The organism is uncultured Methylovirgula sp., from assembly GCF_947646745.1.
GTDB lineage: Bacteria > Pseudomonadota > Alphaproteobacteria > Rhizobiales > Beijerinckiaceae > Methylovirgula.
Genome location: NZ_CANSHK010000025.1, coordinates 18,191 through 42,642 on the forward strand (window position 1 = coordinate 18,191; position 24,452 = coordinate 42,642).

Sequence of the window (24,452 nt, forward strand, 5' to 3'; positions counted from 1 at the left end):
CGGTTCCGGAACAGGCTCTAACGCGGGGCTCGCGCCAAGTGACGCCCGGCATCCGCCCGCACGGGCTAGCCTAAAGAGACGTGGTTAAAGCGGGCTTAAGCTGACCGTCCGCGGCGCGCATCACGCCGGTCTTCGGGGCAGGTAAAAAAAGGGGCTCCCGAAGGAGCCCCGAAGTTTTTTCCAGCGGGGAGGTGCCGGATGTTACTGAACAACCTCGCCGTGCAAGGCGAGATCGAGCCCATCGCGCTCGACTTCGGGCGTAACCCGCAACCCGATCGTCATCTTGACCAGGAAGAGGATGATCGCCGTGACGATGGCATCATAAGCAACAACGATGCCGACGCCGATCAGCTGGTTCACCACCTGGCCGGGATTGCCTTCGATCAAGCCGGCCGTCCCGCCGTATTGGTTGATCGCGAAGACGCCGGTCAGGATGGCGCCGAGCGCGCCACCGCAGGCATGGACGCCGAAGCAATCGAGCGCGTCGTCGTAGCCGAGCCAGCCCTTCACGAAGGTCACCGTGAAGTAGCAGAAGATGCCCACGGCGATGCCGATCCAGATGGAGCCTGCCGGGCCGACGAAGCCCGAAGCCGGCGTGATGGCGACGAGGCCGGCGACCGCACCCGAGCAGATGCCGACGACGGTCGGTTTGCCGCGATGCGCCCATTCGACGAACATCCAGGTCAGACCCGCGACGGCGGTCGCGATCTGCGTCACCGTCATGGCCATGCCGGCCTGCATATTGGCGGCGACCGCCGAGCCGGCATTGAAGCCGAACCAGCCGACCCACAGCAACGAGGCGCCGATCATCGTCAGCACGACGTTATGGGCAGGACCGGTATCGTGCCGCTTGCCGAGGAAGAGCGCGCAGACGAGACCGGCGACGCCGGAATTGACATGCACGACCGTGCCGCCGGCGAAGTCGAGAACGTGGAACTTCGCCGCCGAATTGCCGCTCGACAGGAAGCCGTCCGAGCCCCAGACCCAGTGCGCGATCGGCGCGTAGACGAAGATCGCCCACAGGCCGATGAAGACCAGCATGGCCGAGAACTTCATGCGCTCCGCGAAGGCGCCGGCGATCAGGGCCGGCGTGATGATCGCGAAGGTCATCTGGAAGGCCATGTAGACATCTTCCGGAATCGTCGGCGCGAGTCCGTTCGGATTGCCGGTATTGTTGGAGACGTCGCTCAAGATCCCTTGCAGGAAGATGCGCGTCGTTCCGCCAATGAACGGCGAGCCGGGCGTGAATGCGAGACTATAGGTCAGCACGGCGAAGATGACGGTGACGAGGCAGGTGATGGCGAAGCTCGTCATCACCGTATCGACGACGTTCTTCTTGCGCACCATGCCGCCGTAGAAGAGGCCGAGGCCGGGCACGGTCATCATCAAAACGAGCGCCATGGATGTCATCATCCAGGCCGTATCGCCATTGTTCGGCGTACAGACGGTCAGATGATTGGCATCGCAAGCCGGCGGAGCGGCGGGCGCGGCCGCGGCGGGAACCGCGGAAAGGGCAATCGAGAAGAGGACGCCGAATACCAAACCTGCAAGCGCCAGCCCCGATGGCTTCTTCAGCGCTTCCCAAGCCGAGGTAAGGCCCGCCCTCAATGACGGAATCAATTTCATTTCGTTACTCCTGCTGATCTCGGTTGAGCGTTAGATGGCATCGGCGCCTTTTTCGCCGGTCCGGATGCGCACGACTTCGTCGAGCGGGCTGACAAAGATTTTGCCGTCGCCGATTTCTCCCGTTCGTGCCGCAGAGGTGATCGCCGCGATCGTCCGATCGACGAGTTCCGCGCCGATCGCGACTTCGATTTTCAGCTTGGGAAGAAAATTCACGGCATATTCGGCGCCACGGTAAATCTCCGTGTGGCCCTTCTGACGCCCGTAGCCTTTGACTTCGCTCACGGTCATGCCATGCACGCCGAGCGTCGTGAGCGCGTCCCTTACTTCATCGAGTTTGAACGGTTTGATGATGGCCGTCACAATTTTCATTTCATCCTCCAGTGAGCGCAGGTCCGGCCCGTAAACGCATCGGCCAGCAGGACGGGTGCTCCTTATCTACCGCGCGCCACGACACGACCGTGCCGTGACAAACGGCTGCGAATGATTTCGCTCTGTTTGTCCTGCTGACCGGTACGCCAGGTATGTCGCACCGGGTCGCTGCCATCGTGACCATGCCCCCATACTCATCACGCGGAGTGGGCGTAGACGGCCATGGTCAAGACGGCTCAAAGCAAGGCATGGGCCAGCATCGGCAAAATTTGCCGGACCACGCCGATTCTGCCGTTGCGGCGGCGTTCCGCGGCTCGAATTCGCAGATTGGGGGTTTTACGCGGGGGCGCCGCGCAAGCGCAGCAGGCCTTCTTGTGCCACGCTGGCGATCAATTCGCCCGACCGACTGAAGATCAGGCCGCGGGTGAGGCCGCGGCCGCCGCCGGAATTCGGGCTGTCCTGTGCGTAGAGCATCCAGTCGTCGGCGCGAAACGGCCGATGAAACCACAGCGCATGATCGAGGCTTGCGACTTGGATCTGCGGATCGAACAGGGTCCGCCCGTGCACGACCATGGCGGCGTCGAGCAAGGTCATATCGGAGAGATAGGCGAGTACCGCGCGGTGCACCGCAGGATCGTCCGGGAGATCGCCCCGGGCACGCATCCACACATATTGTGTCGGCTGCGCCCGTTTATGCCCCAGATAATGGGCCGGATCGACGAGGCGCAATTCGATGGCGCCTTCCTTCTCGAACCAGCCGCGGAGCGCCTGCAAGCCCGGCGGCATGTGCGCGCCGAGGCTGGCGAAGAATGCGGCTTCATCCGGCAGACTTTCCGGCGGAATGGTGTCCGGCATCGAAATGGCGTGGTTAAGCCCAAGTTCTATGACTTGAAAAGAGGCAGAAAGCGAAAAAATTGGGCGGCCATGCTGGATGGCGTTACACCGCCGCGTGGTGAAGCTGCCGCCGTCGCGGATGCGATCGACTTCGTAGATGATCGGGGCGGCGGGGTCGCCGGGAAGCAGGAAATAGGCGTGCAGCGAATGCGGCGGCCGGGCGTCATCGACCGTCCGGGCTGCGGCGACCAGAGCCTGGGCAATGACGAGACCGCCGAAGACCCTTTGCCAGCCGCTGCGCGGACTATGGCCGCGGAAGATGTTCTCCTCGATCCGTTCGAGATCGAGCGTCTGCAAGAGCTGGTCGACGGCAGACATCGGGCGAACAGCCTGTTCCGGCGCGGCGCCTATTCGGGCTCGATCGAGCGGGCTTCTTCCGGCAGCATGATCGGGATGCCGTCGCGGATCGGATAGGCGAGCTTCGCCGCGCGGGAAATCAATTCCTGCGCTTGCGCGTCATATTCCAGCGTCGTCTTGGTCAGCGGACAGACGAGGATTTCAAGCAGGCGCGGGTCGATGCGGGTCTTCGGCGCCGCAGTCTCCGGCGCGGCGTTGGCTGTCGGCTCGGTCATCGCTTCGTCCTTCATTGCAGCCGTGTCGCGTCGCGCCGCGTGCGGGCGAGTTCGAATTCGGTGATCGCCACCAAAACCTCGGCGCGGAGCTTCAGGCTCGGAGCCTCCAGCAGCGCCTGCTTTTCGCGCGGGCCGTAGGGGCTCATCATCGACAGCGCATTGACCAGCGCCTCGTTCGGCGCCTCGCGGACGCTCTCCCAATCGACCGGCACATCATTGGCTTCGGCGAATTCGCGCAAGGTGCGCAGCACGCTTTCGCGATCGACCGCGTCTTCACCGTCGCGCGGCGTGAAATCGGCATCGAAGGTGGAAAAATCGACTCGGCATTGCCGGTAAGGCGTCACGGCCGCGATCTCTTCTAGGATGCGGAAGCGGGCGATGCCGGTGAGGGTGATGAGATAGCGCTCGTCGCCGGTTTCGGCGAATTGGGTGAGTCTCCCGGCGCAGCCGATCGCCTGCAAGGCCGGCGCGCCTTCCATTTCCGCGGCTTCGCTCTCCGGCTGGATCAGGCCGATGATGCGATGGCCCCTGATCGCATCATCGACCATGGCGAGATAGCGCGGCTCGAAAATATTGAGCGGCAGCTCGCCGCGCGGCAGCAGCAAGGCGCCCGACAGCGGAAAGACCGGAATGACGCTCGGCAGATCGCCCGGCCCGCGATAGGATTTGTTCATCGTCATGCCACCGCCTCGTTTACCGCGGCCTGGAGCATAGCACGAAAAAGTGCACGCCTTTTTCGATCAGACCCGTGCTCCGCCTTATATGATGTGGCGCCATTCCTAGGAAAACAGAAGCGCCGACAATTTCCGCCGCGCGGCCACCGTCGCCGCATCCATGTTGCCCCAAGCTTCGAAAAATTGCAGCAATTGCTTGCGTGCGGCGGCATCGTTCCACTCGCGATCGCTCTTGATCACGGCGAGCAGCGCGTCCGCGGCCTCCGCGCGCCGGCCTTGGGCATTGAGCGCGATGGCGAGGTCGTAACGCGCCTGCGGATCGTTTGGTTCTGCGGCGACGCGGCGCTCCAGTTCGCCGATCTCGCCGACGCCCGCCGCCTGAATGGCGTTTTCGACCGCCGCACGCGCGGTGGCGACGCCGGGGTCTTGCGCCGCACTGGCGGGCACTTGCGCAAGCAGGCTCTGCGCCTCTTCGAGTTCGCCGGCAGAGACGCTCGCCTTGATCAGGCCGGCCAGGGCGCCGACGTCGGCCGGGTCCTGCGCATGCAGGCTGCGGAAAATTTCGAGCGCCGCAAGCGGATCGCCGGCGGCCAACGCCGCTTCGGCCACGGAATGAAAATTCTCTTCTTCGGGCAGCGGGCCGATCAGGCGTTCGATGAAGCCGCGCACCTGGCTTTCCGGCAGCGCGCCCATGAACCCATCGACCGGCTGGGCGCGCTGGAAGGCGATGACGGCGGGGATCGAGCGGATGCCGAGCTGGCCGGCGATCTGCGGATGCTCGTCGATATTCATGGTGACGAGCTTGACCTTGCCGTGTGCCGCCTTGACCGCCTTTTCGAGGATGGGCGTCAGCTGCTTGCAGGGCTCGCACCAGGGCGCCCAGAAATCGACGAGAACCGGCTGACGGCCGGATTCGGTCAGAACGTCGGTGGCGAAGGTCGCCGTCGTCGTCGCTTTGGAGACCGGCGCGTCCGGCGCCAATTGCGCCTGCGCCAAAACTTCCGCCATTGACCGCTCTCCTCGTCCACCCCAGGCACGCCGGGCATGCCCGCATCCCGCATAGATGCGTCGGGGTCAAGCTTTTCGCAACCGCGCAGGGCTTTTCGGCGTCTTGGGGCGGCGCGAAAATTTTATGACGCCGGCTTGATTGCAATGGCGGAAGGTTTGCGGCATATAGCGCGGACGCCGGCGCCGCCCGGCATGGATGCGGGTGTAGCTCAGGGGTAGAGCACAACCTTGCCAAGGTTGGGGTCGAGGGTTCGAATCCCTTCGCCCGCTCCAGATTTTCCCAAAGATATCAGAGCGCTAAACCGGCCTCTTGGGCCGCTTTGGTCGTTGTCGGGCGAAGTTTTACGTAAGCCATGAGCCGGAGGCTTTCGATGAGCACAAATTTTGGGCTTATCGTCCTCCTCATCGCCTTGGTCCTCGGATCCGTCGCGCTCGGCGGCGGCATTTACGAGACGATCCTCGTCGACAGGGTTTGGCCCGCAAACCTTGCGATGATCCAGCCGGCGCGCGGTGGATTGAACCGAAAGATCTTTTGGATGATCGTCCACTCGCCCTATGAGTTGGCGCTCATCGCCGGTGCTTGGCTGAACTGGAGCTTTTCCGCCGCGCGGCCTTGGCTGATCCTAGCCCTCGTTGCCCATTTTGCGGCGCGTGCCTGGTCGTTTGCCTATTTCATTCCGCAGGCACTTCGTTTCGAAGGACTGAACGAGCTGACGGACGATCAGCGAAGCCAGGCGCAGCGCTGGGTGGCGCTCAGCCGCGCGCGGCCGCTGATCGAAACTGTCGCAATCGTCGCGCTCGGCGTCGTGATTTTCCTCGAAGCTGGCACGGCGCATTAACGTGGCGCGCCTTTGCTTCCCTCAATGGTTATCGTTGGAATAACCGTTCTCGCGGGCGCGTGAATCGTCATCCCTCACCTCGAGCCACATGGCATTGAGAACGGCGAAGGAACAGGCGAGACCAAGGCCCAAAACCCAACTGAAATACCACATAGGCGATGTCCTTCCTCGATAGCTGCCTCAATAACTGAAATGGTCCGCCTCGACCTTCTTTTCCGTCACCTTGCCGCGCAGGACGGCATAGATGAAGGACGTGTAGGCGAGGATAATCGGCACGAAAATGAGTGTCGCGATGAGCATGATCAGCAGCGTCGTCTGGCTTGACGAAGCATCCCAGACCGTCAGGCTCGCCGAAGGATCGGTGGAGGACGGCAGCAGGAACGGAAAGAGGCTGAGGCCTGCCGTGGCGACGACACCGACGACCGACAGCGACGAGGCGAGGAAGGCCCCGATCGCCAAATGCGCGCGAGATGCCAGGATCGCCAGCGCCGCGCCGCCGAATCCGAGGAGGGGCGCCAGGATCGTCCACGGCTGCGCGCGGTAATTGGCGAGCCATTGGCCGGCCTTGCGCGTGACCGTCTTGCCGAGCGGGTTCGAGGCCGCATCATGCGCCAGCGTGCCGACGATCTGATAACCGTCGAGATGGCTCACCCAAAGTCCGGCAAGGGCGAAGAGGACGATCAAGACGAGCGCCGCATAGAGCGTCGCCGTGCGGGCGCGCGCGGCGATGCGCCCCTCGGTCTTCACCGCGAGCCAGGCGCCGCCGTGCATGGTCAGCATCGCGACCGAGACGAGGCCGCAGAGCAGCGCGAACGGCGTCAGCAGGCCGAACAGCGTGCCGTGATAGGTCATGCGCAGCGAATCATCGAAGGTGAAGGGCGCGCCGAGCAGCGCATTGCCGACGGCGACGCCGAAGATCAGCGCCGGGACGAGGCCGCCGACGAAGAGGAGCCAGTCCCAAGTTTCGCGCCAGCGCGGCGCTTCGAGCTTGCTGCGATATTTGAAGCCTGCCGGGCGCAGGATCAGCGCGCAGAGCACGAGCAGCATGGCGAGATAAAAGCCGGAGAAGGCAACGGCATAGACCAAGGGCCAGGCCGCGAAGATGGCGCCGCCGCCGAGGATCAGCCAGACCTGATTGCCTTCCCAGACGGGGCCGACGGTATTGAGCACGACGCGGCGCTCGCCGTCCGTCTTGGCGACGAAGGGCAGCAGAATGCCGGTGCCGAGATCGAACCCGTCGGTGACAGCGAAACCGATCAGCAGCACGCCGAGCAGCAGCCACCAGATGACGCGCAGATGCTCATAGGTAAGATAAGACATGTCAGCGTCCCCCTTCGGACAAGGACAGAGCCGGCGCGCCGAGCGCAGGCGATGCGGGTCCAGCTTCGGCGTCCGGGCCGAGCTTGATGTATTTGATCATCAGATAGAGCTCGACGACGGCGAGCACGCTGTAGAAAACGACGAAGCCGCCGAGACTGAGCCACAGATTGCCCGCCGTCAGGCTCGATGCCGAAAGGAAGGTCGGCAGGATGCCGTCGATCGTCCACGGCTGGCGGCCGTGTTCGGCGACGAACCAGCCGAGTTCCGCCGCGATCCAGGGCAGCGGCAGGATGACGACCGCGAGCCGCAAGAACCACGAATAGCGGTCGAGCCGATGTTTTGCCGAGAGCCAGAAGGCGAAGGCGAAAAAGGCGATGAAGAAGAAGCCGCAGCCGACCATGAGGCGGAAGGTCCAGAACAGCGCCGGCACATTGGGCACCGTGTCCCATGCGGCGCTGTCGATCTCGGCCGGGGTCGCATCGACGACCTTGTCGGTATAGCGCTTGAGCAGCAGCCCATAGCCGAGATCGTTGACATGTGCGTTGAAGCGTGTCCGCGCGGCCGTGTCATCGGGATGATGGCGCAATTGTTCGAGCGCCCCATAGGCGATCACGCCGCTCGCAATGCGCGCCTTGTTGGCTTCGACAAGCGGAATGATGCCGGGAATCTTGCCGTTGATGGAGCGCGTACCGATGAGGCCCATCACCCACGGCACTTCGATTGCGTCGCGGGTGATATGCGCCTTGGCGTCAGGAAAGCCAAAGGCGGTGAAGCTTGCGGGCGCGGGCTCCGTCTGCCACATCGCCTCGATGGCGGCGAGCTTCATCTTCTGGTTTTCCGAAGCGGTATACCCGCTCTCGTCACCGAGCACGACGACGGATAGCGCCGAGGCGAGACCGAAGCTTGCCGCGACCGTCATCGAGCGTATGGCAAAGGCGCGATTGCGGCCTTTCAGCAGGAACCAGGCGCTGATCGCCATGACGAAAATCGCGCCGGTGACATAGCCGGCGCTGACGGTGTGGACGAATTTCGCCTGCGCCACCGGATTGAACAACACTTCGCTGAAATTCGTGACTTCCATGCGCATGGACGCCGGATTGAAGGCGGCGCCGACCGGATGCTGCATCCAGCCATTGGCGATGAGGATCCACAGCGCCGAGAGATTCGAGCCGAGCGCGACGAGCCAGGTGACGACAAGGTGGCCGATCTTCGAGAGGCGATCCCAACCGAAGAAGAAGAGGCCGATGAAGCTCGCCTCGAGGAAAAAGGCCATCAGCCCTTCGATTGCCAGCGGCACGCCGAAAATGTCGCCGACATAATGTGAGTAATAGGCCCAGTTGGTGCCGAACTGGAATTCCATGGTGATGCCGGTGGCCACGCCCATGGCGAAATTGATGCCGAACAGCAGGCCCCAATATTTGGTGATCTCGCGCCAGATGCTGCGGCCGGTCATCACATAGACGCTCTCGAAAATGCCGAGCAGAATCGAAAGGCCGAGCGTCAGCGGTACGAAGAGGAAGTGGTACATGGCCGTGAGGCCGAACTGAAGCCGCGAGAGCTCGACGGCGGCGTTGTCAATCATAAGTCACCTTCCAGCCGTTGCGGCCTTTGCGTTGTCGACGAGATGCCGCGCGACGTCTTGCGGCGTCGGCGCGAATTGATGGGCAGGGGAGAAGAAGAGGTAGTAGAGCGCGGCGAGGCCAAACAGTTTCAGGCACAGCACCGCAATGATTTCACGCCCATAAGTCGATCGGCGCATGCGTCGCGATGTGGCAAGCAGGCTCGGCATCAGGCCGCACCGCCGCAATCGGAGAAGCGGGCCGCGCGGAGATTGCAAAACCGCAAAAAATATATGCGCGCAAGATGATCCATCACGCCGCTCCGCGCACGCCGATGAGAAGGGTCGAAGTGGCGCGGACGTTAGCGGGGGCGGTGCCGGATCGAATTGATCTTAATCAAGCAAGACGGCAGATAGGCCGCAACGCCGCCTGGACGAATTGTCCAACATCGCGGATCGCTGCCGCACCGAAATATGCGGTGCGGCTTATATGGGCGGGCGCTTTGTGGCTTAGAGCCCGAGTTCGCTCAGACCCGGATGGTCGTCCGGCCGGCGCCCGAGCGGCCAGAAATATTTTCGCTCGCCTTCCTTGATCGGCAGATCGTTGATCGAGGCGTAGCGGTGATGCATCAGCCCTTCGGTATCGAATTGCCAATTCTCATTGCCATAGGAGCGGAACCATTGGCCGCTGTCGTCGTGCCATTCATAGGCGAAGCGCACGGCGATGCGATCGTCGGTGAACGCCCAAAGCTCTTTGATCAGCCGATAGTCCAGTTCACGCGCCCATTTGCGGGTGAGAAAGGCGATGATCGCGTCGCGCCCGCGCGGAAATTCGGCGCGGTTCCGCCAGATCGAATCCGGCGTGTACACCAGCGCGACGCGGGCGGGATCGCGGCTGTTCCAGCCGTCCTCCGCAAGCCTGACTTTGGCAATCGCGGTTTCGCGGGTGAAAGGCGGAACGGGCGCGGGCATCGGATTCTCCTGTACTTATCGGTTCTGTATAAACCGTTTGGTACAATTCCGTCAAGCATCCCTTCGGGCCTCGGCTGGGTTCGGAAGAGCGCGTGCTTCGGCTTATGCCTGCATCCGGCGCATGGATGCAATGAGAACGGCTCCGCTCGCTTTCAGCCTGGAGTCGCGTTAAAGGCGAAGCAATCATCGCATCGATGATGCGCAGATGGCGCACCAATGCCGCCTGTCGCGCCGTCCACCTTTGAGGGTCCCGTGCCGCTTATCCGTATCGATGCCGTCGCCGGCCGCACCGACGAAGAAATCCAGACTTTGCTCGATGCCGCGCATCGCGCCATGCTCGCCGCCTTCAAAGTGCCGGAGCGCGACCGCTATCAAATCTATACTGAGCACAAGGCGTCGCATCTCATCGCCCAGGACACCGGGCTCGACATACCGCGCACGCAGAAGTTCGTCCTCTTCACGGTGACGACGCGGCCGCGTGCACGGGCGGAAAAAGAAGCCTTCTATAAGCTGCTCTGCCAAGAGTTGTGGGAGCATTGCGCGATCGCCACTTCGGACGTGATGGTGTCGCTCGTTTCAAACAGCGACGAGGACTGGTCCTTCGGCAACGGCAGGGCGCAGTTTTTGACCGGCGAGCTTTGATCGATCAATCGATTTATTAGAGCGATTTGACAATAATAATGAATTGTATTTGTCGGTCACATTCGCGGACATTCGGCGCCAACACGGAGCCGAATGATGGACACTGCAACAACCCCCCTCAATCTGCCGATCGCGCCTAGCGCGGCGCCGCCGCGCCCCGCGCTTTTTGCGATCGTTCCCGGTCTCCTGCTCACCGCGACCATCGCGGCGACGGGCTTTGCCTTGCACGCTCTGCCGGGCGTCGGAACGTTCAGTCCGATGATCCTGGCGATCGTCATGGGCATTGCTTTTCACAATCTCGTTGGGACGCCGGCGCGAGCGAAGCCGGGCGTCACCTTCTCGCTGCGGCGAATTCTGCGCTTCGCTATTATCCTGCTTGGCCTGCAATTGACCGCGCAGCAGGTGGTCGAGGTCGGACCGAAAGGTTTGGGCGTGATCGTGCTCACGCTTGTCGCGACCTTCGTCTTCACCAAATGGTTCGGCAAGCTGTTGGGCGTCGATCGCAAGCTTGCCGAATTGATCGCCGCCGGCACATCGATCTGCGGTGCCTCGGCCGTCATCGCCACCAATACGGTGACCAATGCGCATGACGAGGACGTGGCTTATGCCGTCGCCTGCGTCACGGTCTTCGGCTCGATCGCCATGTTCGGCTATCCGCTGCTGCCCGGCGTGCTGCATCTCTCGCCGCATGCGTTCGGGCTCTGGGCCGGCGCGTCGATCCATGAGATCGCGCAAGTCGTCGCCGCGACCTTTCAGGACGGCAAGTCGGCCGGCGATTTCGGCACGATCGCCAAGCTCTCCCGCGTCACGTTGTTGGCGCCGGTCGTCATCAGCCTCGGCTTTCTGGCGCGGACGCGGGCGGGAAGCCCCGCGCATCGCCAACCGGCGCGCACACCGATCCCCTGGTTCGTGCTGGGCTTCGTTGCGCTCGTGGGCCTGAACAGCGTGGTGAGCGTGCCCGCCGCGCTCAAATTCCCGATCGTGACGCTGACGACGTTTCTGTTGTCGATGGCGCTGGCGGCAATGGGTCTCGAGACCGATATCCGCAAGCTGCGCGCCAAGGGGTTGCGCCCGCTGCTCCTCGGTCTCGCCGCGTTCGTCTTCATCGCCGCGTTCAGCTTGGCTCTCGTGAAGATGACGACGTGAAGTGCCGAGACGACGGATAAAATCCGCGCTCGCCGCCCGCGCGGCGGGCGCATCAGGTCTTACATCTCTTCCTTTATGCCCATTTTCAGAAGCAGCCAATTGACCGGATAGCTGGTGACGAAACCGCAAAGCATGGCGACCTGCATCATCAGCCAGAATTCCGGACGGTTCGTCGCGATCGGCGCGCCATAGACGCGCATCGCCCAGCCGAATTGCGCCAAGGCCATGAAGCCACACATGCCGATCTGCCAGGCGAGGATCGTCGCCGTATCCGCTTTCAAGGCTTCGATCAGCCCGTCGCGCGGCGAAAGATCTCGCATGGGCTTGATCGTGTAATATTGAAAGCCGATTCCTAAGCCGAAGGCGAGGATGAAATCCACGACCCAGACCGCATAGATTTTCTCGCCGAAAAGGCTTTTCCAGCCAAAGGCAATAGCAAGGCCCGGCAGAAAATAAGCGAGCCATTCCGCTAAGATATCGCCCAACGTGCAGCCGGCGCCGCAATGGCTTGCCGAGGTCGTCACCGCGACCCAGGGCGGCGGCTTCATCCGTGGCTGCGCCTCTGCCGAGCCGCGATTTCGCGGCACGCCGCGCTTCCAGCGGAAATAAAGCGCAAGCCAAATCAGGCCGCCAAACAGCGCACAGAGCGGCCAGACGAGATTCATGATCCACATCTGTTGCGGCCGGGACGTTTCATCGGCAATGATGATCAATGCGCTGACCAAGCCGAGCTCGAGCGAGATTTCTGCGAGAATATGAAGCCAAAGCGGGAATTGATGCGTCAAGAAAAACCTCCGGCATTGAAGCACGATACGGACCTGAAACAGGACTCTCATGACGAACGCCATTGCGATCAGACACGTTCATTTCGAGGATCTCGGCACGCTCGCGCCGGCGCTCGCCGCCGCCGGCTTCGAGGTTGCCTATGCCGACGTCGATAGCGGCGTACTTGCGGATTTCGATCCGCTGGCGCCCGATCTTGTCGTCGTCCTCGGCGGTCCGCTCGGCGTCTACCAGGCCGAGGCCTATCCCTTCCTCGCGGATGAAATACGCATCCTGCGACAACGGATCGCCGCGGGGCGTCCGACACTCGGAATCTGCCTCGGCTCGCAATTGATGGCGACGGCGATGGGCGCCAAGGTCGGCCCCTCCGGCCACAGCGAAATCGGTTTTTCGAAGCTCGCGCTGAACGACGCGGGCGCGGCGAGCCCCTTGCGCCATTTCGCCGGCGTCGAAGTCTTGCATTGGCATGGCGACACGTTCGCGCTCCCGGCCGGCGCCACGCTGCTCGCTTCGACCGATCTTTGTGCGCATCAAGCCTTTACCGCCGGGCCCAATATTCTTGCCTTGCAATTCCATCCTGAGCCGGACGCTGCCGACCTCGAGCGCTGGCTGATCGGCTATGCCGGCGATCTCGGCGGCCGCGATCCGCGTGAGTTCCGTAAAGCCGCAGCCGCCTACTGCCCGTCGCTCCAGCGCGCAACGGCGACCATGCTGAGCGAATGGCTGGCCGGCCTCAAGCCTTGAGAGGCGCCGTGGATCGGCGCTAGGCTCTTGTGCGTTGGTGCGGATTGCAACGCGTGGAGACCGGCAATGGCACGACATGAGACCAAAGCGCAGAAGGAAACCGTCGGCCGTGTGATGCACGAATTCAAGCACGGCGAACTGGAGTCGAGCCGCGGCGGCACGGTGAAAAGCCGCAAGCAGGCCGTCGCCATCGCCTTGAGCGAGGCCGGCGCATCGAAAAACGAAAGCCCGCAGAAGAATCGCGAGCATCTCAAGAAGACCAAAGAAAAGGAGCGCCACGGCGAAACTGCCCAGGCGCAGAAGGAAGGCCACAGAAAGCATTGAGGCGGGACCGCCTTCGCGGTCCCTTTCCTCACGCTGCGGGCTTCAGCACCACTTTCGTCCAGCCGTCGTCGCGGCAGTCGAAATGTTTGTAGGCATCGGGCGCCTTGTCGAGCGGCAGTTCGTGCGAGACGAGGAAGGACGGCCGCGCCTTGCCCGTTGCGATCAAGGCGCAGAGCCGCCGGTTATAGGCCTTGACGGGGGTCTGGCCGCAGCCGAGGCGCAGGCCTTTATTAAAAAATTCGCCGAAATCGAAGGCGATCTGGCCATGCTGCATGAGCCGGTCGCCGGCCTTCGGATCCTGCGGCATGAAAACGCCGACGACCCCGAGAGCCCCCGTTGCGCGGACCGACTTGACGAGCTTGTTCATCGTATCGTTCGGCACCTCATGGCCGGCCGGATCGTGGCACTGCCAGCCGACGCATTCACAGCCTTTGTCGGCACCTTCCCCGCCGGTGATCTTCATGACCGCATCGACTGGATCCTCTTTCGAATCATCGATCGGAATGGCACCGATTTCTTCGGCGAGACGCAGCCGGTCGGGATGACGGTCGACGATCATGACGTCGCTCGCGCCCTTCAGGATCGCCGAATAAGCAGCGAATAGCCCAACCGGACCGGCGCCGTAGATAACGACGGATTCGCCGCCTTGGAGCTGCGCGAGCTCGGTCGCGTGCCAGCCGGTCGGCCAGATGTCCGAGAGCATGACATAATCGTTCTGCTTGTTTTCGGCGTCGGGCGGCAGGACGAGGCAATTGAAATCGGCGTAAGGTACGCGCAGCAGGTCCGCTTGGCCGCCGGAATAAGGCCCCATGTTGGCATAGCCGTAAGCCGCGCCGGCATGGCCCGGGAAGGCCGTCAGGCAGGCCGAGGTCAGGCCACGCTCGCAATTCTTGCAAAAGCCGCAGCCGATGTTGAACGGCAGGCAGACCCAATCGCCGACTTTCACGCGGTCGACGGCTTTGCCGATGGCGATGACTTGGCCGAGATTTTCGTGGCCGAGAATCTTGCCCTTTTCGACGCTCGTGCGGCCTTCGTACATGTGCAGGTCGGAGCCGCAGATATTGGTGGTCGTAATCCGCACCAGCGCGTCGGTTTCCTTTTCGAGCCGCGCGTCGGGGACATTGACCACGCGCACGTCGCGCGGGCCGCTATAGGTCAAGCCTCTCATGCCAAGCTCCTGCCGTTTGGGGGTGTCGTGCCGCCCCAATCGCGGCGCGGCACGACGAGTTCCGCACAACGGCAGATGTGAGCGCACTATTGGGTCGGCTCGTTCTCTTCGCCGCGATAGGCGCCGCGTGGCGTTCTCGCCTTGCGAAGCTTACGGCCCCGATCGCGCCGCATCTCACGCGTTCCCTGGGGGTAAGCGAAATGAAGCAGACTGAAAGCCTTAAGCGCGCGCCCAGCCGATGCTGGACTAAGCATCACTTTGGTTCACCTGAGAGGGGCAGGCCAACGAGTCTTTTGACGCTCGGATTAGAGAGAGGCGCGTCGCCCTGCGCTTGCATGAAATTGACGAGTCGTTCGGCGCGAATTCGATTGGCAAGAGCGCTCGGGTGGCCGTCTCCACCGATCCGGTATCTGGGATTATTTCCGTCTGCCAGCGTATAGTCGAGCACCTGAGCGCCACTGGACCGGAACGCTGCCATGATCTGATCGTCGGTCCAAGACAGCGATGCGCGCTGAAGATAGCCTGGGTCGCGCAGATAATAGATAATCATCGGCACATGATACTTTTCTTTCACCAGCTTGACGGACTCGCGGGTCACCGCGACCAGGTTCGCTATGTCGTTATTTGTGAGATGGCGCAGGTGCGGCGCGATCAGCGTATTGAAAATGCTGAAGGTCGAAAAAATACTTGCGGTCTCCGGGGGGCAATTGCGCAGCCGTTGCACGCCGCCATCCACGGCCTGGTATTTCGGCCCGTAAACCGTCTGGCCGGAGTTGCAAGCCATTCTCTCCGCGTGCCAGGGCGCAACGAACTGCACGGCGAAATCTGAATCGCTCAGCATTTTGTCCAAGCGTCCGGATTGAATCTCAGCAAGAACATTCGCCGGGCTCCATCCTGGTACGCCCGCGTTGAAGACGGGGAAGCGTTGCTTCGTCAGGCGCGCGAAGATCTGCGGCAGAGTGTCGGCGTCGTTGAGGCCAAGGCCGAAGACAAAAGAATCGCCGAGAAAAATAACGCCCTTTCCGTCATGGCCGGCGTCCACCTGCCGCATGGCCTCGGCGTTTATCGTGTAGTTCACATCATAGCCAGGCGTGCCGATGAGAATACGCCGGGAGCGATAGCGTCCTGGCTTTCCAAGCCTGTATCCAAGTTCGGCGTCGGGCACGTAGAGCCCGGGTGGCGTAGTGATGATACGCGGCGTGATCACGACGGCGACGCATTCGGTTATGGCCAGTGCAATTGCGGCCGTCGCCAGGGCGATGGCAAGATTTTGGAGCGGCCCGCGCAGAACCAGGACGCCATAAAGTGAAACCGTGCCAAGTGTAGCCAGGGCGATCGCGCTCTTCATCCCGAGCGCCCAGAGAGCGGCTATGATGATCAATAAGGGAAGTGCGAAGCGAAGTATAAACATCGCGCTCGTATGCCGAACATCGGCGCTGTTCGACTTGTTTTTGATCAAGAATATACCCCCGCCTTCTCAGCGCACCGAATTGCCAGCGGCATTAACATAAGGCCGATTGGATTGACGCGCTGTACCAAGTTGATCAAGTAAACATCACTTTATAGAACGGAACGGATCCGGCGTAATGCCGGCTCGATCGCAGCACCGGGTTGGTCCGATACGGCAATGGTCTGCGCGTCGATCCGATGTCGATCATCCTCCGGGACGATCAATTCACAGCCCCCCGTACGAAGGAACCGTGCGAACTGCGGGAGTCCTTCTTCGATCCGCGAGCGCGCCCATTGCCGGATTTCGTGCGCCAAGACGCGCGAAAAGATCGGTGAGTGATTGCTCAGTCGGCATGGAGACCTCTTGGTCCTGTTCAGGGAAGCCGCCCGTTTTTCTCGGTCCGCTGCCTCGCAAGCATAGCCTTGGCGCGGCCGGACCCAAACCTAGCCCATCCAACCCGCCGTCTTCTCCTCGCCTCGACATCCCCCTCCAAAAGCCCCACATTGGAATCCATGATTCGTCTTTCGTTCCCGGTCGGAGTGCGGGCGTGAGCCCCGATAATTTTGAAGAATCTGGTCCTGGCTATGCGCCCCCGGCGGTACGGCCGGGCGGCATTGCGGCACGGGCCAGCGCCGGCGCGGGGTCGCGCTATCTTGACGGTCTCAATCCGGAGCAGCGCGCTGCGGTCGAGACGCTCGACGGCCCGCTGCTGGTGCTTGCCGGTGCCGGCACCGGCAAGACGCGGGTGCTGACCGCCCGCATCGCCCATATTCTCGCCACCGGCCGCGCCTTCCCAAGCCAGGTCCTTGCCGTCACCTTCACCAACAAGGCGGCGCGAGAGATGAAGGAGCGCATCGCCGTGCTGATCGGCGGCGCGGCCGAGGGCATGCCGTGGCTCGGCACGTTCCACGCGATCTCGACCAAGATTCTGCGCCGCCATGCCGAACTGGTCGGGCTCAAAAATTCCTTCACCATCATCGACACCGACGATCAGATCCGGCTCTTGAAGCAAGTGCTGCAGGCAGAGAATATCGACGACAAGCGCTGGCCGGCGCGCACGCTCGCCTATCAGATCGACAATTGGAAAAATCGCGGGCTCGATCCCGCCCACGTTCCGGCGGGCGAAGCGGCCGCCTTCGCCGACGGCAAGGGCGGCAAGCTCTACCAGCATTATCAGGACCGGCTGAAAGTGCTGAACGCCGCCGATTTCGGCGACCTGCTGCTCGAAAGCCTGCGGCTCTTCCGCGAACATCCGGACGTCTTGAAGCAATATCAAGAGCGCTTCCGCTATATGCTCGTCGACGAATATCAGGACACGAACACGGTCCAATATTTGTGGCTGAAGCTGCTCGCCCAGGGCCGCAACAATATCTGCTGCGTCGGCGACGACGATCAATCGATCTATGGCTGGCGCGGCGCCGACGTCGATAACATCCTGCGCTTCGAGAAAGATTTCCCGGGCGCGAAAATCATCCGGCTGGAACGCAATTACCGCTCGACCGGGCATATCCTCGATGTCGCCGCGGGCCTCATCGCGCATAACCAGGGCCGGCTCGGCAAGACGCTGTTCACCGACGGCGAGAAGGGCGACAAGCCGACCGTCTCCGGCGTCTGGGATTCGGAGGAAGAAGCCCGCGTCATCGGCGAAGAGATCGAGCAGCTTCAGCGCCAAGGCGCGCGGCTCGACGAGGTTGCGATTCTGGTGCGCGCCTCGTTCCAGATGCGGGAATTTGAAGAGCGCTTCATCACCCTCGGCCTGCCCTATCGCGTCATCGGCGGTCCGCGGTTCTACGAGCGTGCCGAAATCCGCGATGCCCTCGCCTATCTGCGGCTCGTCGCGCAGAACGACGACGATCTCGCCTTAGAGCGCATCATCAACGTGCCGAAACGCGGTCTCGGCGATGCGAGCCTGCAAATGCTGCACGATCATGCGCGCCGCGAGCGCATTTCGCTGAGCCAGGCGGCGCGGATCATGATCGAGACGGAGGAATTGAAGCCGAAGCAGCGCCAGGCGCTACGCGACTTCCTCGCCGATCTCGACCGCTGGACCGGGCTCGTCGAGCAGAAGCCGCAGGGCGAGCTCGCCGAGACGATCCTCGAAGAATCCGGCTATACCGACATGTGGCAGAAGGACCGCACGGCCGAGGCCGCCGGCCGGCTCGAAAACCTGAAAGAACTCGTCCGCGCCATGGAGGAATTCCCGAGTCTTACTGCCTTCCTCGAACATATTTCGCTGGTCATGGACGCCGACAGCGCCGACGCCGGCGCGCGTGTCTCGATCATGACCCTGCATGCCGCCAAGGGATTGGAATTCGAGACGGTGTTCCTGCCCGGCTGGGAGGAAGGCCTGTTTCCGCATCAGCGCTCGCTCGACGAGCAGGGCCGTGCCGGCTTGGAAGAAGAGCGCCGGCTGGCTTATGTGGGCCTCACGCGCGCCAAGCGCCGGGCGAAAATCTATTTTGCCACCAACCGGCGCATCCGCGGCCTGTGGCAGACGACGATCCCGTCGCGCTTTCTCGACGAACTGCCGGAAGCCCATGTCGAGGTGGTCGATTCGGCGTCCGGCCGCAGCTACGGCAATTATGCGCAATCGCGCTTCGCCAATATGGATACTTACCGCTCGCCCTATGCGACGCCCGGCTGGCAGCGCGCGCAGCGCCGCAGTGCCGAGACGCAAGGCGAGGCGCGAAGCAATTGGCAGGACAGCGCGGCGCGGCGCGGGCCGCTGACGATCGAGGGCGAACTCGTCGCCAAATCGTCGGCAAGTTCATCCTTCGGCAAGGGCGCGCGGGTGTTTCACATGAAGTTCGGGCCCGGCACGGTCGCGGCCGTCGACGGCAACAAGCTCACGGTCGATTTCGACAAGGCCGGGCGCAAGATGGTGCTGGAGAGCTTCGTTCAGGCGGCGTGATGGTGACGTGCACCACTCACTTGCCTTCGTTCTTGCAGACAATATCTTTCGGCTGGCAGGCGATGCCCGGAGTCGAGCAGCCGACGCGCCCATCGGGGCTGCGCAGACAGATGCGGCAGCCGTCCGTCCATTCGCGGCAGCCGGGATGCGCCGCGCCATAGGCGAGGACCGAGACATCCGACGGCACTTTGGCCGGCGCCGTCGCATCGGCCAGCGCCGGCGCGCCGGCGCTCAAGCAAAGCCCGAATAAGAGCAGATGCAATCCGATTCGCATGAGCCGCATCCTCGCCGGCCGTCATGCCGGCCTTATAGCTTGTCTTTGATCGCGCGCGAAAGCAGCGCGGCGGTGGCGGCCACTTCATCCAGCGCCGCTTCGCATCGTTCATAAAAATGGGTAGCGGCGCGCCAATCCTTATGGCCGATCGCGCCGATCGCTTCCCCGCCCCATTGCTCGGCCTGCGCCACGGCGCGATCGAGACGATCGACGAGATCGCGCGGCGCGGGCTCACCAAGGCTGTTCAAGGCCGCCTCCAGCCGATCGCGTTTCAGCCAAGCCGGCGCGAGAATCGGCGGATCGACCCCGACCAGGATCGCAGCGAGCTTGCGCTTGAAGATCGCCGCGTCGGCACGGACCCGGGCAATCCCCGCGGCGGCGTCGCCCCAGCTTTTCTCGACCAAGTCTTCGCAACCGGCGAGCCGCCGGTCGACCGCGCCGATCTCGGTCTCGGTCTTGCTGATTTTGCTGGCGATCGCCTCGGTGCCCTCGGCGATCTCCGCGGTTGCGGCGCGCTGATGCGCGAGATATTCGGCGAGATGGCGGGCGCGCTCGGCGACTTCGCTCATCTCCTTGCCGGCGGCGGCCGCTTGATCGGCGACGCTCGAAACGATGCCGCGGCCTTGCCCGACCGCGCTCCGGCTGTCGCCGACCGCCGCGCGGATATCGGCCATCTCCGCCGCAAAAGCGGCGAGGCGTTTGCGGATTTCCTCGGTCACGCCGCTCGTCTGGTGCGACAGGGCTTTGACTTCGCCGGCGACGACGGCAAAGCCGCGGCCCGCCTCACCCGCGCGCGCGGCCTCGATCGTCGCGTTGAGCGCAAGCATATTCGTCCGCGCTGCGATCGCCTCGATCATGCTTGCCATGGCGCCGATCTGGGCCGCCGCGCCGTCGAGAATATCAAGCCGCGCGTCGATGTCGCCCGTGCAGCGTTCGATTGTCACCATCGCATCGGTCGCCGCTTGGCTATCCGTCGCGCATTGCGCCATCGTCCCGGTGGCGCGCGCCGCGTGTGCGGCACTGTCGGCGGTGTTTCCGGCGATCGCGTCGATCGAGGTTGCCAGTTCTTCGACGGCGCTGGAGATGGCCCGCGCCGAGCGCGTCATCTCGCTCAGGTCATGCGCCATCCAGATGGTATTGACGGCGGTTTCGGAGGCCTCTTTCGAGAGCTTGGCGATCAGCTCGAGGCGGTCGAAGCTCGTGCGTCGCGCCGCGTGCAGGAGCCGCGCCAGCGCCTGGCCGAAACGGCCTTCGGGCAGGCGCGCCACCTCCAGGTTGTCCGGCAGCGCCTCGAGAATTTCGGCAAAGCGATCCTCGTCCGTCGCAACGGGCAACGGCACTGCAGAGTGCTTCCGGTTGAGGCGCGGAAACATCGATGGTCCTCGGGTGCCGGCGCTTTATCGTTATGGTTGTGCGGCACGCAGATTTATCCCGAACTTGTCAAGATTTGGTAACCATAATGGACCCGGCAGCGGACGCCCGCCTCTCGCGCACCCGGGGCGCTGCGTCTAAACTGTCGTTATGATTCCCAAGCATATGAAGCGAAACTGGAAACACGGCGGCTTCGGGCCGGAGCGGCGCGGCTATCACCACGGCGGTCTGAAGGAGGCCTTGGTCGAAGCGGCGCGCGCCCTCATGGCCGAGCATGGGCCGGGCGGCTTTACCTTGGCGGAGGCCGCCAAACGCGTCGGGGTGACGGCGGCGGCGCCCTATCGGCATTTCGCCGACCGGCAAGACTTGATGGGCGAGCTCGCCCGCCGCGGCTTCGATCTCTTTGGCGAGCGGCTGGCCGGTGCCTGGGATGACGGCCGCCCCGAACCGCACGCGGCACTGAAGCGCATGGGCCGGGCTTATCTCACCTTCGCCACCGCCGAGCCCGGCCTCTACACGGCGATGTTCGAGAATGCCCGAAGCCTGCATGGGCAGGCGGCCAATTTCGTCGCCAACAAAGCCTTCGACGGGCTGACGCGTGCCGCCGCGGGCGTCATCCTGGCGGCCGGCGGCAATCCCGCCGACATCCGCCGCTTGGCGCTGGAAATCTGGGCGCTGGCGCATGGCACGGCCATGCTGACCCTCGCCGGCCATTTCGATCCGGCTCGCGGCGACGATCCCGCGGCGATTCTCGAGCGCGGCGCGGACGCCCTGATCGCCACCGCGCTGCGCGGAAAATAATCAGCGTTATCATCGGGATATACGATTTGAACCGGCGCCGCCTCGACAGCCATCCAATGTTAATGTAATATACTTTTACATTGCAGCGTTCGTGCTGCATGGAGGAGCTTATGTGTATGACACGCAGCTATGGCCGCGCGCCGGGTGACGCTTCGGCCAATATTCCGACGATGGCGGATTGGAAGCCGATCGAAATCGTCGCCATGGTGCTCGGCTTCATCCTGTTTTGGCCGATCGGGCTTGTGATTCTCTTCGCCAAGATCTGGCAGAAGAAGAGCGCCTATGCCGGCGATCTGCCGAGCTTCGTCAGTGACAAGATGCAGCAGAAATTCCGCGAGAAATGGGAGCAGAAGATGGGCCGTCACGGTTTCGGTATGCGCCGGCAGGATTTCTACAATTGGTCGAGTGCGTGCGAGCGGCGCGGCTTCGGCGGGGCGCCGTGGCAATGGAAGCCCGGCTCGACCGGCAATCTTGCCTTCGACGAATGGCGCGAGGCGGAACTGGCGCGGCTCGAAGCCGAGCGCGAAAAGCTGCGTGCCGCCGAGCAGGAATTTTCGACCTTCGTCGAAAACCTGCGCCGCGCTAAGGATCGCGAGGAATTCGAGCGGTTCATGAACCAGCGCAACGCGCAGCCGCCGCAGAACGGCGCGCCGAACCCGCCGCCGGCAAGCTGAGCGATCCGGCTCGCCAAATCGCGTAGCACGTCTGCGAGGCAATCCAGCTGCAACCTGGGTTGCCTCGTCGCGTTTGAGACATTGCTCTATTGATTGCTGTTGCTGTGCCCCGGCAGCAGCGATTTCAGCATATTGATCGTCTTGATATTGACCTTGATGCCATGACCCATGTCGAAGTCGCCGGGCTTCATATCGGCCGGGCAGTCGCCGACCCATTTGGCATCCTGCGTGGCCGTCACATCGCTCTGGCCGAGTTTCGGCGGATCAAAATGCGTCTTGATGTCGACGTGATAGGCGGCGTTGCCGGTGAATTTTGTGACTGAACTTGTCGTCACCGTCGTTCCGCCGAGGACGCAATTGGTTTGCGTCTGGACAGTGTCGCCGCTTACCGTGACGTCGTTCTTGTCGCAATGTTTGGAGCGGATGGTGCTGCTGAATTTGTGAAACAATTGATCGGTCTCGGCATCGATGCACATTTTCATCGTGGCTTCGGGCATGGCCGCATTATGGACGACGACTTCCCAAAGGCCGGGTTTGCGCGACGGATAATCGTCGGCCGCGGCGGCCGTCACAAAGCTCGCAGCCAGCGCCGTCGCCACCGCAAAAGTTACACGCATGAAATCCTCCCCTCTTGCTACTGCCGGCCATAGCACGAGCGGCGCCGGCAATCCACTCGCGGCGGCGATGCGCTTTAATCGGCGGGCGTGCTGCGCAATCTTTTGATCGCGCCGCGCTTTTCTTTCGCGTCACGGCGCCGCTGTTTCGAGGCGAGCGTCGGCCGGGTGGCGATCCGCCGTTTCGGCCGCAGCATGGCCTTGGCAATCAAGGCGCCGAGCCGCATCAGCGCATCCTCGCGATTACGCTCCTGCGAGCGGAATCGTTGCGCCGAAATCACCAGCACGCCGTCCTGCGTCAGCCGGCTGCCGGCGAGCTTCTCAAGCCGTCGCTTGACGTCCTCGGCGAGGGACGGCGAATGGCGCACGTCGAAGCGCAATTGCACCGCCGTCTCGACTTTGTTGACATTTTGGCCGCCGGGGCCCGAGGCGCGCAGAAACGAAAATTCGAGCTCGTTGGCGTCGAGCGACAGATTTTCGGCGATGACAATCCGCGACATCGATCTTTCGTCCCTTGTCGCCCGTTCGTTCGAAGGGCGCCGATCCGCACGTTTTCGTCCGATGCGTTCTAGCGCAGAAGAATGCGCATGCGCTGCATGATGATGAGAATGGCGAGCGAAGCGCCGACCAGGATCACCATCGACCAGAAGAAGCCGCTGTTGACGTCGGTGAAAGGCAGATTCTTCACGTTCATGCCGAAAATGCCGGCGACCAGGCTCGCAGGCAGGAAGAAGGTCGTGATGATGGTGAGCAGATAAAGACTGCGATTGGTATCTTCGGCGATCTTGAGCGCCACTTCTTCCTGGAGCATATGGGCGCGTTCGCGCATGGCGACAATGTCGCGGTCGAGGTTTTCGAGCCGCTGTGTCAGAATGCTGGTCTTGAGCCGCAGATCCGCCGGCGGTTCGGTGTCGAGCTTGTGCCCGACGCGGCTAAAGAGCGTCAGCAGGCCCTGCATCTGGCGATGCAGATGCACGGCCGCCTTGCGCGCTTTGGCAAGCCGCCCGCGCTGGTCCATGGCCGATCGCTGCCAGAGGTCGTCCTCGATTTCGTCCATCTCCTCGTCGAGCCGGTCGGCATATTTGTCGATCGAATCGGCGACATGATTGACGATCAGCTCGAACAGCGAGGCGACGCGGTGCAGCTTGCGGCCGCGGTCGAGTGCCTGACGGGCGCTTTCGGCGGCGCTCATCGCCCGGCGGCGCGCGCTGACGAGCAGCCTGTCGGTCATGGCAAAATGCAAATAGCCGAAATGATGCGTCGCCCCGTCGAGATCGGCGATGAGATCGGCAAAGATGCCATAGACGCTTTCGTCATTGACATGCAGCTGCTGCGTGCCGTCCGGCGCGGTCAGCACGGCCGCCGCTTCCGGCGGCAGGTCCTCGAAGCGGGGCAGGAGTTCGCATGCCCGCGCATCGGCGAGGTTGAAGTGCAGCCAGAGCCAGCCGTCGTCGCCGAGGCGGATCGGTTTGTCGGCAGGGAGCGCCTCCGGCGTGCCGTCGGCATGGATGCGGAACGCCCAGACGAGACCGGGCATGACGTGCGCGGCCGACGAAGGCGCGAGGGCAATGGGCGTGTCATCCATAATGAGGCTCGCAGGTTGGGATCACGAAAGAACGCGACCGTTGACTTAACGGCAGAAGCCGCCGGCCGTGCCGCAGCGAGACGTTAACCGCGTTATTTTAAGCGCACTTAACACATTTCGAACAATTTGAGGC

At 62.9% G+C, this 24,452-nt stretch carries 27 protein-coding genes and 1 tRNA gene; 9 read left to right on the forward strand and 19 right to left on the reverse strand.

Annotated features, from left to right (window positions below; all coding sequences use genetic code 11):
• Window positions 1-201 precede the first annotated feature (201 nt).
• From Q0025_RS08895 to Q0025_RS08920, 6 genes are all read right to left on the reverse strand, one after another.
• Window positions 202-1,626: an ammonium transporter gene (locus Q0025_RS08895; RefSeq protein WP_297298119.1), complete on the reverse strand. Its 1,425-nt coding sequence runs from the start codon at window positions 1,624-1,626 to the stop codon at window positions 202-204.
• A gap of 30 nt (window positions 1,627-1,656) precedes the next feature.
• The gene (locus tag Q0025_RS08900) at window positions 1,657-1,995 is read right to left on the reverse strand and encodes a P-II family nitrogen regulator (RefSeq protein WP_297298121.1); all 339 of its coding nucleotides are present in this window, start codon (window positions 1,993-1,995) and stop codon (window positions 1,657-1,659) included.
• 336 nt (window positions 1,996-2,331) lie between these two features.
• Window positions 2,332-3,207, reverse strand: a complete 876-nt coding sequence (gene tesB / locus Q0025_RS08905) for an acyl-CoA thioesterase II (RefSeq protein ID WP_297298122.1) — start codon at window positions 3,205-3,207, stop codon at window positions 2,332-2,334.
• A gap of 29 nt (window positions 3,208-3,236) precedes the next feature.
• Complete coding sequence (locus Q0025_RS08910) at window positions 3,237-3,461, reverse strand: Trm112 family protein (protein ID WP_297298124.1); 225 nt, start codon at window positions 3,459-3,461, stop codon at window positions 3,237-3,239.
• Between the two features lie 11 nt (window positions 3,462-3,472).
• Window positions 3,473-4,141, reverse strand: a complete 669-nt coding sequence (locus tag Q0025_RS08915; RefSeq protein WP_297298126.1) for an LON peptidase substrate-binding domain-containing protein — start codon at window positions 4,139-4,141, stop codon at window positions 3,473-3,475.
• Window positions 4,142-4,240: 99 nt separating this feature from the next.
• Entirely contained in the window at window positions 4,241-5,143 is a 903-nt protein-coding gene (locus Q0025_RS08920) for a co-chaperone YbbN (protein ID WP_297298128.1), read from the reverse strand.
• 198 nt (window positions 5,144-5,341) lie between these two features.
• Between Q0025_RS08920 and Q0025_RS08925 the strand changes: the two genes are divergently transcribed.
• Window positions 5,342-5,416: transfer RNA gene (locus tag Q0025_RS08925), tRNA-Gly, on the forward strand.
• Window positions 5,417-5,514: 98 nt separating this feature from the next.
• A complete protein-coding gene (locus tag Q0025_RS08930; protein WP_297298130.1) occupies window positions 5,515-5,982 on the forward strand; it encodes a hypothetical protein in 468 nt (155 codons plus the stop codon).
• A 21-nt stretch (window positions 5,983-6,003) separates the two neighbouring features.
• Here the strand turns inward: Q0025_RS08930 and cydX are convergent, their stop codons facing one another.
• The 5 genes from cydX to Q0025_RS08955 form a co-directional block, all read right to left on the reverse strand.
• Window positions 6,004-6,135 (reverse strand): cytochrome bd-I oxidase subunit CydX, encoded by a 132-nt coding sequence (gene cydX / locus Q0025_RS08935; protein ID WP_297298132.1) that lies wholly within the window; start codon window positions 6,133-6,135, stop codon window positions 6,004-6,006.
• 27 nt (window positions 6,136-6,162) lie between these two features.
• On the reverse strand, window positions 6,163-7,302 hold the full coding sequence (gene cydB / locus Q0025_RS08940; RefSeq protein WP_297298133.1) for a cytochrome d ubiquinol oxidase subunit II: 1,140 nt from the start codon (window positions 7,300-7,302) through the stop codon (window positions 6,163-6,165).
• 1 nt (window position 7,303) lies between these two features.
• Window positions 7,304-8,884 (reverse strand): cytochrome ubiquinol oxidase subunit I, encoded by a 1,581-nt coding sequence (locus Q0025_RS08945; RefSeq protein WP_297298135.1) that lies wholly within the window; start codon window positions 8,882-8,884, stop codon window positions 7,304-7,306.
• Window positions 8,885-8,887: 3 nt separating this feature from the next.
• Window positions 8,888-9,061 (reverse strand): cytochrome oxidase putative small subunit CydP, encoded by a 174-nt coding sequence (gene cydP, locus Q0025_RS08950; protein ID WP_297298137.1) that lies wholly within the window; start codon window positions 9,059-9,061, stop codon window positions 8,888-8,890.
• A 309-nt stretch (window positions 9,062-9,370) separates the two neighbouring features.
• Window positions 9,371-9,832, reverse strand: a complete 462-nt coding sequence (locus Q0025_RS08955; RefSeq protein WP_297298139.1) for a nuclear transport factor 2 family protein — start codon at window positions 9,830-9,832, stop codon at window positions 9,371-9,373.
• Window positions 9,833-10,084: 252 nt separating this feature from the next.
• Here Q0025_RS08955 and Q0025_RS08960 point away from each other — a divergent pair, with 252 nt between their 5' ends.
• Together Q0025_RS08960 and Q0025_RS08965 are read left to right on the forward strand one after the other, a co-directional pair.
• The gene (locus Q0025_RS08960) at window positions 10,085-10,474 is read left to right on the forward strand and encodes a tautomerase family protein (RefSeq protein ID WP_297298141.1); all 390 of its coding nucleotides are present in this window, start codon (window positions 10,085-10,087) and stop codon (window positions 10,472-10,474) included.
• Window positions 10,475-10,570: 96 nt separating this feature from the next.
• Window positions 10,571-11,620 carry a YeiH family protein gene (locus Q0025_RS08965; protein ID WP_297298144.1) on the forward strand — a complete coding sequence of 350 codons (1,050 nt, stop codon included), beginning with the start codon at window positions 10,571-10,573 and terminating at the stop codon, window positions 11,618-11,620.
• A gap of 59 nt (window positions 11,621-11,679) precedes the next feature.
• On the opposite strand, the gene Q0025_RS08970 is transcribed toward Q0025_RS08965, so the two are convergent.
• Window positions 11,680-12,405: a DUF4396 domain-containing protein gene (locus tag Q0025_RS08970; protein WP_297298146.1), complete on the reverse strand. Its 726-nt coding sequence runs from the start codon at window positions 12,403-12,405 to the stop codon at window positions 11,680-11,682.
• Window positions 12,406-12,454: 49 nt separating this feature from the next.
• Between Q0025_RS08970 and Q0025_RS08975 the strand changes: the two genes are divergently transcribed.
• Both Q0025_RS08975 and Q0025_RS08980 read left to right on the forward strand, forming a co-directional pair.
• On the forward strand, window positions 12,455-13,147 hold the full coding sequence (locus tag Q0025_RS08975) for a glutamine amidotransferase (protein ID WP_297298148.1): 693 nt from the start codon (window positions 12,455-12,457) through the stop codon (window positions 13,145-13,147).
• Window positions 13,148-13,213: 66 nt separating this feature from the next.
• Entirely contained in the window at window positions 13,214-13,471 is a 258-nt protein-coding gene (locus Q0025_RS08980) for a DUF6496 domain-containing protein (protein WP_297298150.1), read from the forward strand.
• A 28-nt stretch (window positions 13,472-13,499) separates the two neighbouring features.
• Here Q0025_RS08980 and Q0025_RS08985 read toward each other — a convergent pair whose 3' ends face one another.
• Both Q0025_RS08985 and Q0025_RS08990 read right to left on the reverse strand, forming a co-directional pair.
• Window positions 13,500-14,639 (reverse strand): glutathione-independent formaldehyde dehydrogenase, encoded by a 1,140-nt coding sequence (locus Q0025_RS08985; protein ID WP_297298152.1) that lies wholly within the window; start codon window positions 14,637-14,639, stop codon window positions 13,500-13,502.
• A gap of 253 nt (window positions 14,640-14,892) precedes the next feature.
• Window positions 14,893-16,098, reverse strand: coding sequence for a hypothetical protein (locus Q0025_RS08990; RefSeq protein WP_297298154.1), 1,206 nt, complete (start codon window positions 16,096-16,098; stop codon window positions 14,893-14,895).
• Window positions 16,099-16,636: 538 nt separating this feature from the next.
• Between Q0025_RS08990 and Q0025_RS08995 the strand changes: the two genes are divergently transcribed.
• Entirely contained in the window at window positions 16,637-19,000 is a 2,364-nt protein-coding gene (locus Q0025_RS08995; RefSeq protein ID WP_297298156.1) for an ATP-dependent helicase, read from the forward strand.
• 16 nt (window positions 19,001-19,016) lie between these two features.
• Here the strand turns inward: Q0025_RS08995 and Q0025_RS09000 are convergent, their stop codons facing one another.
• Window positions 19,017-19,274, reverse strand: coding sequence for a hypothetical protein (locus tag Q0025_RS09000; protein ID WP_297298158.1), 258 nt, complete (start codon window positions 19,272-19,274; stop codon window positions 19,017-19,019).
• A 32-nt stretch (window positions 19,275-19,306) separates the two neighbouring features.
• Window positions 19,307-20,614 (reverse strand): methyl-accepting chemotaxis protein, encoded by a 1,308-nt coding sequence (locus Q0025_RS09005; RefSeq protein ID WP_297298160.1) that lies wholly within the window; start codon window positions 20,612-20,614, stop codon window positions 19,307-19,309.
• Window positions 20,615-20,810: 196 nt separating this feature from the next.
• Here Q0025_RS09005 and Q0025_RS09010 point away from each other — a divergent pair, with 196 nt between their 5' ends.
• The gene (locus Q0025_RS09010; protein ID WP_297298162.1) at window positions 20,811-21,446 is read left to right on the forward strand and encodes a TetR/AcrR family transcriptional regulator; all 636 of its coding nucleotides are present in this window, start codon (window positions 20,811-20,813) and stop codon (window positions 21,444-21,446) included.
• A gap of 116 nt (window positions 21,447-21,562) precedes the next feature.
• Window positions 21,563-22,120 carry a DUF2852 domain-containing protein gene (locus Q0025_RS09015; RefSeq protein ID WP_297298164.1) on the forward strand — a complete coding sequence of 186 codons (558 nt, stop codon included), beginning with the start codon at window positions 21,563-21,565 and terminating at the stop codon, window positions 22,118-22,120.
• Between the two features lie 86 nt (window positions 22,121-22,206).
• Here Q0025_RS09015 and Q0025_RS09020 read toward each other — a convergent pair whose 3' ends face one another.
• The 3 genes from Q0025_RS09020 to Q0025_RS09030 form a co-directional block, all read right to left on the reverse strand.
• On the reverse strand, window positions 22,207-22,737 hold the full coding sequence (locus tag Q0025_RS09020) for a DUF3617 family protein (RefSeq protein WP_297298165.1): 531 nt from the start codon (window positions 22,735-22,737) through the stop codon (window positions 22,207-22,209).
• A gap of 74 nt (window positions 22,738-22,811) precedes the next feature.
• The gene (gene arfB / locus Q0025_RS09025; RefSeq protein ID WP_297298167.1) at window positions 22,812-23,234 is read right to left on the reverse strand and encodes an alternative ribosome rescue aminoacyl-tRNA hydrolase ArfB; all 423 of its coding nucleotides are present in this window, start codon (window positions 23,232-23,234) and stop codon (window positions 22,812-22,814) included.
• Window positions 23,235-23,302: 68 nt separating this feature from the next.
• The gene (locus Q0025_RS09030; protein WP_297298169.1) at window positions 23,303-24,319 is read right to left on the reverse strand and encodes a CorA family divalent cation transporter; all 1,017 of its coding nucleotides are present in this window, start codon (window positions 24,317-24,319) and stop codon (window positions 23,303-23,305) included.
• Window positions 24,320-24,452 lie beyond the last annotated feature (133 nt).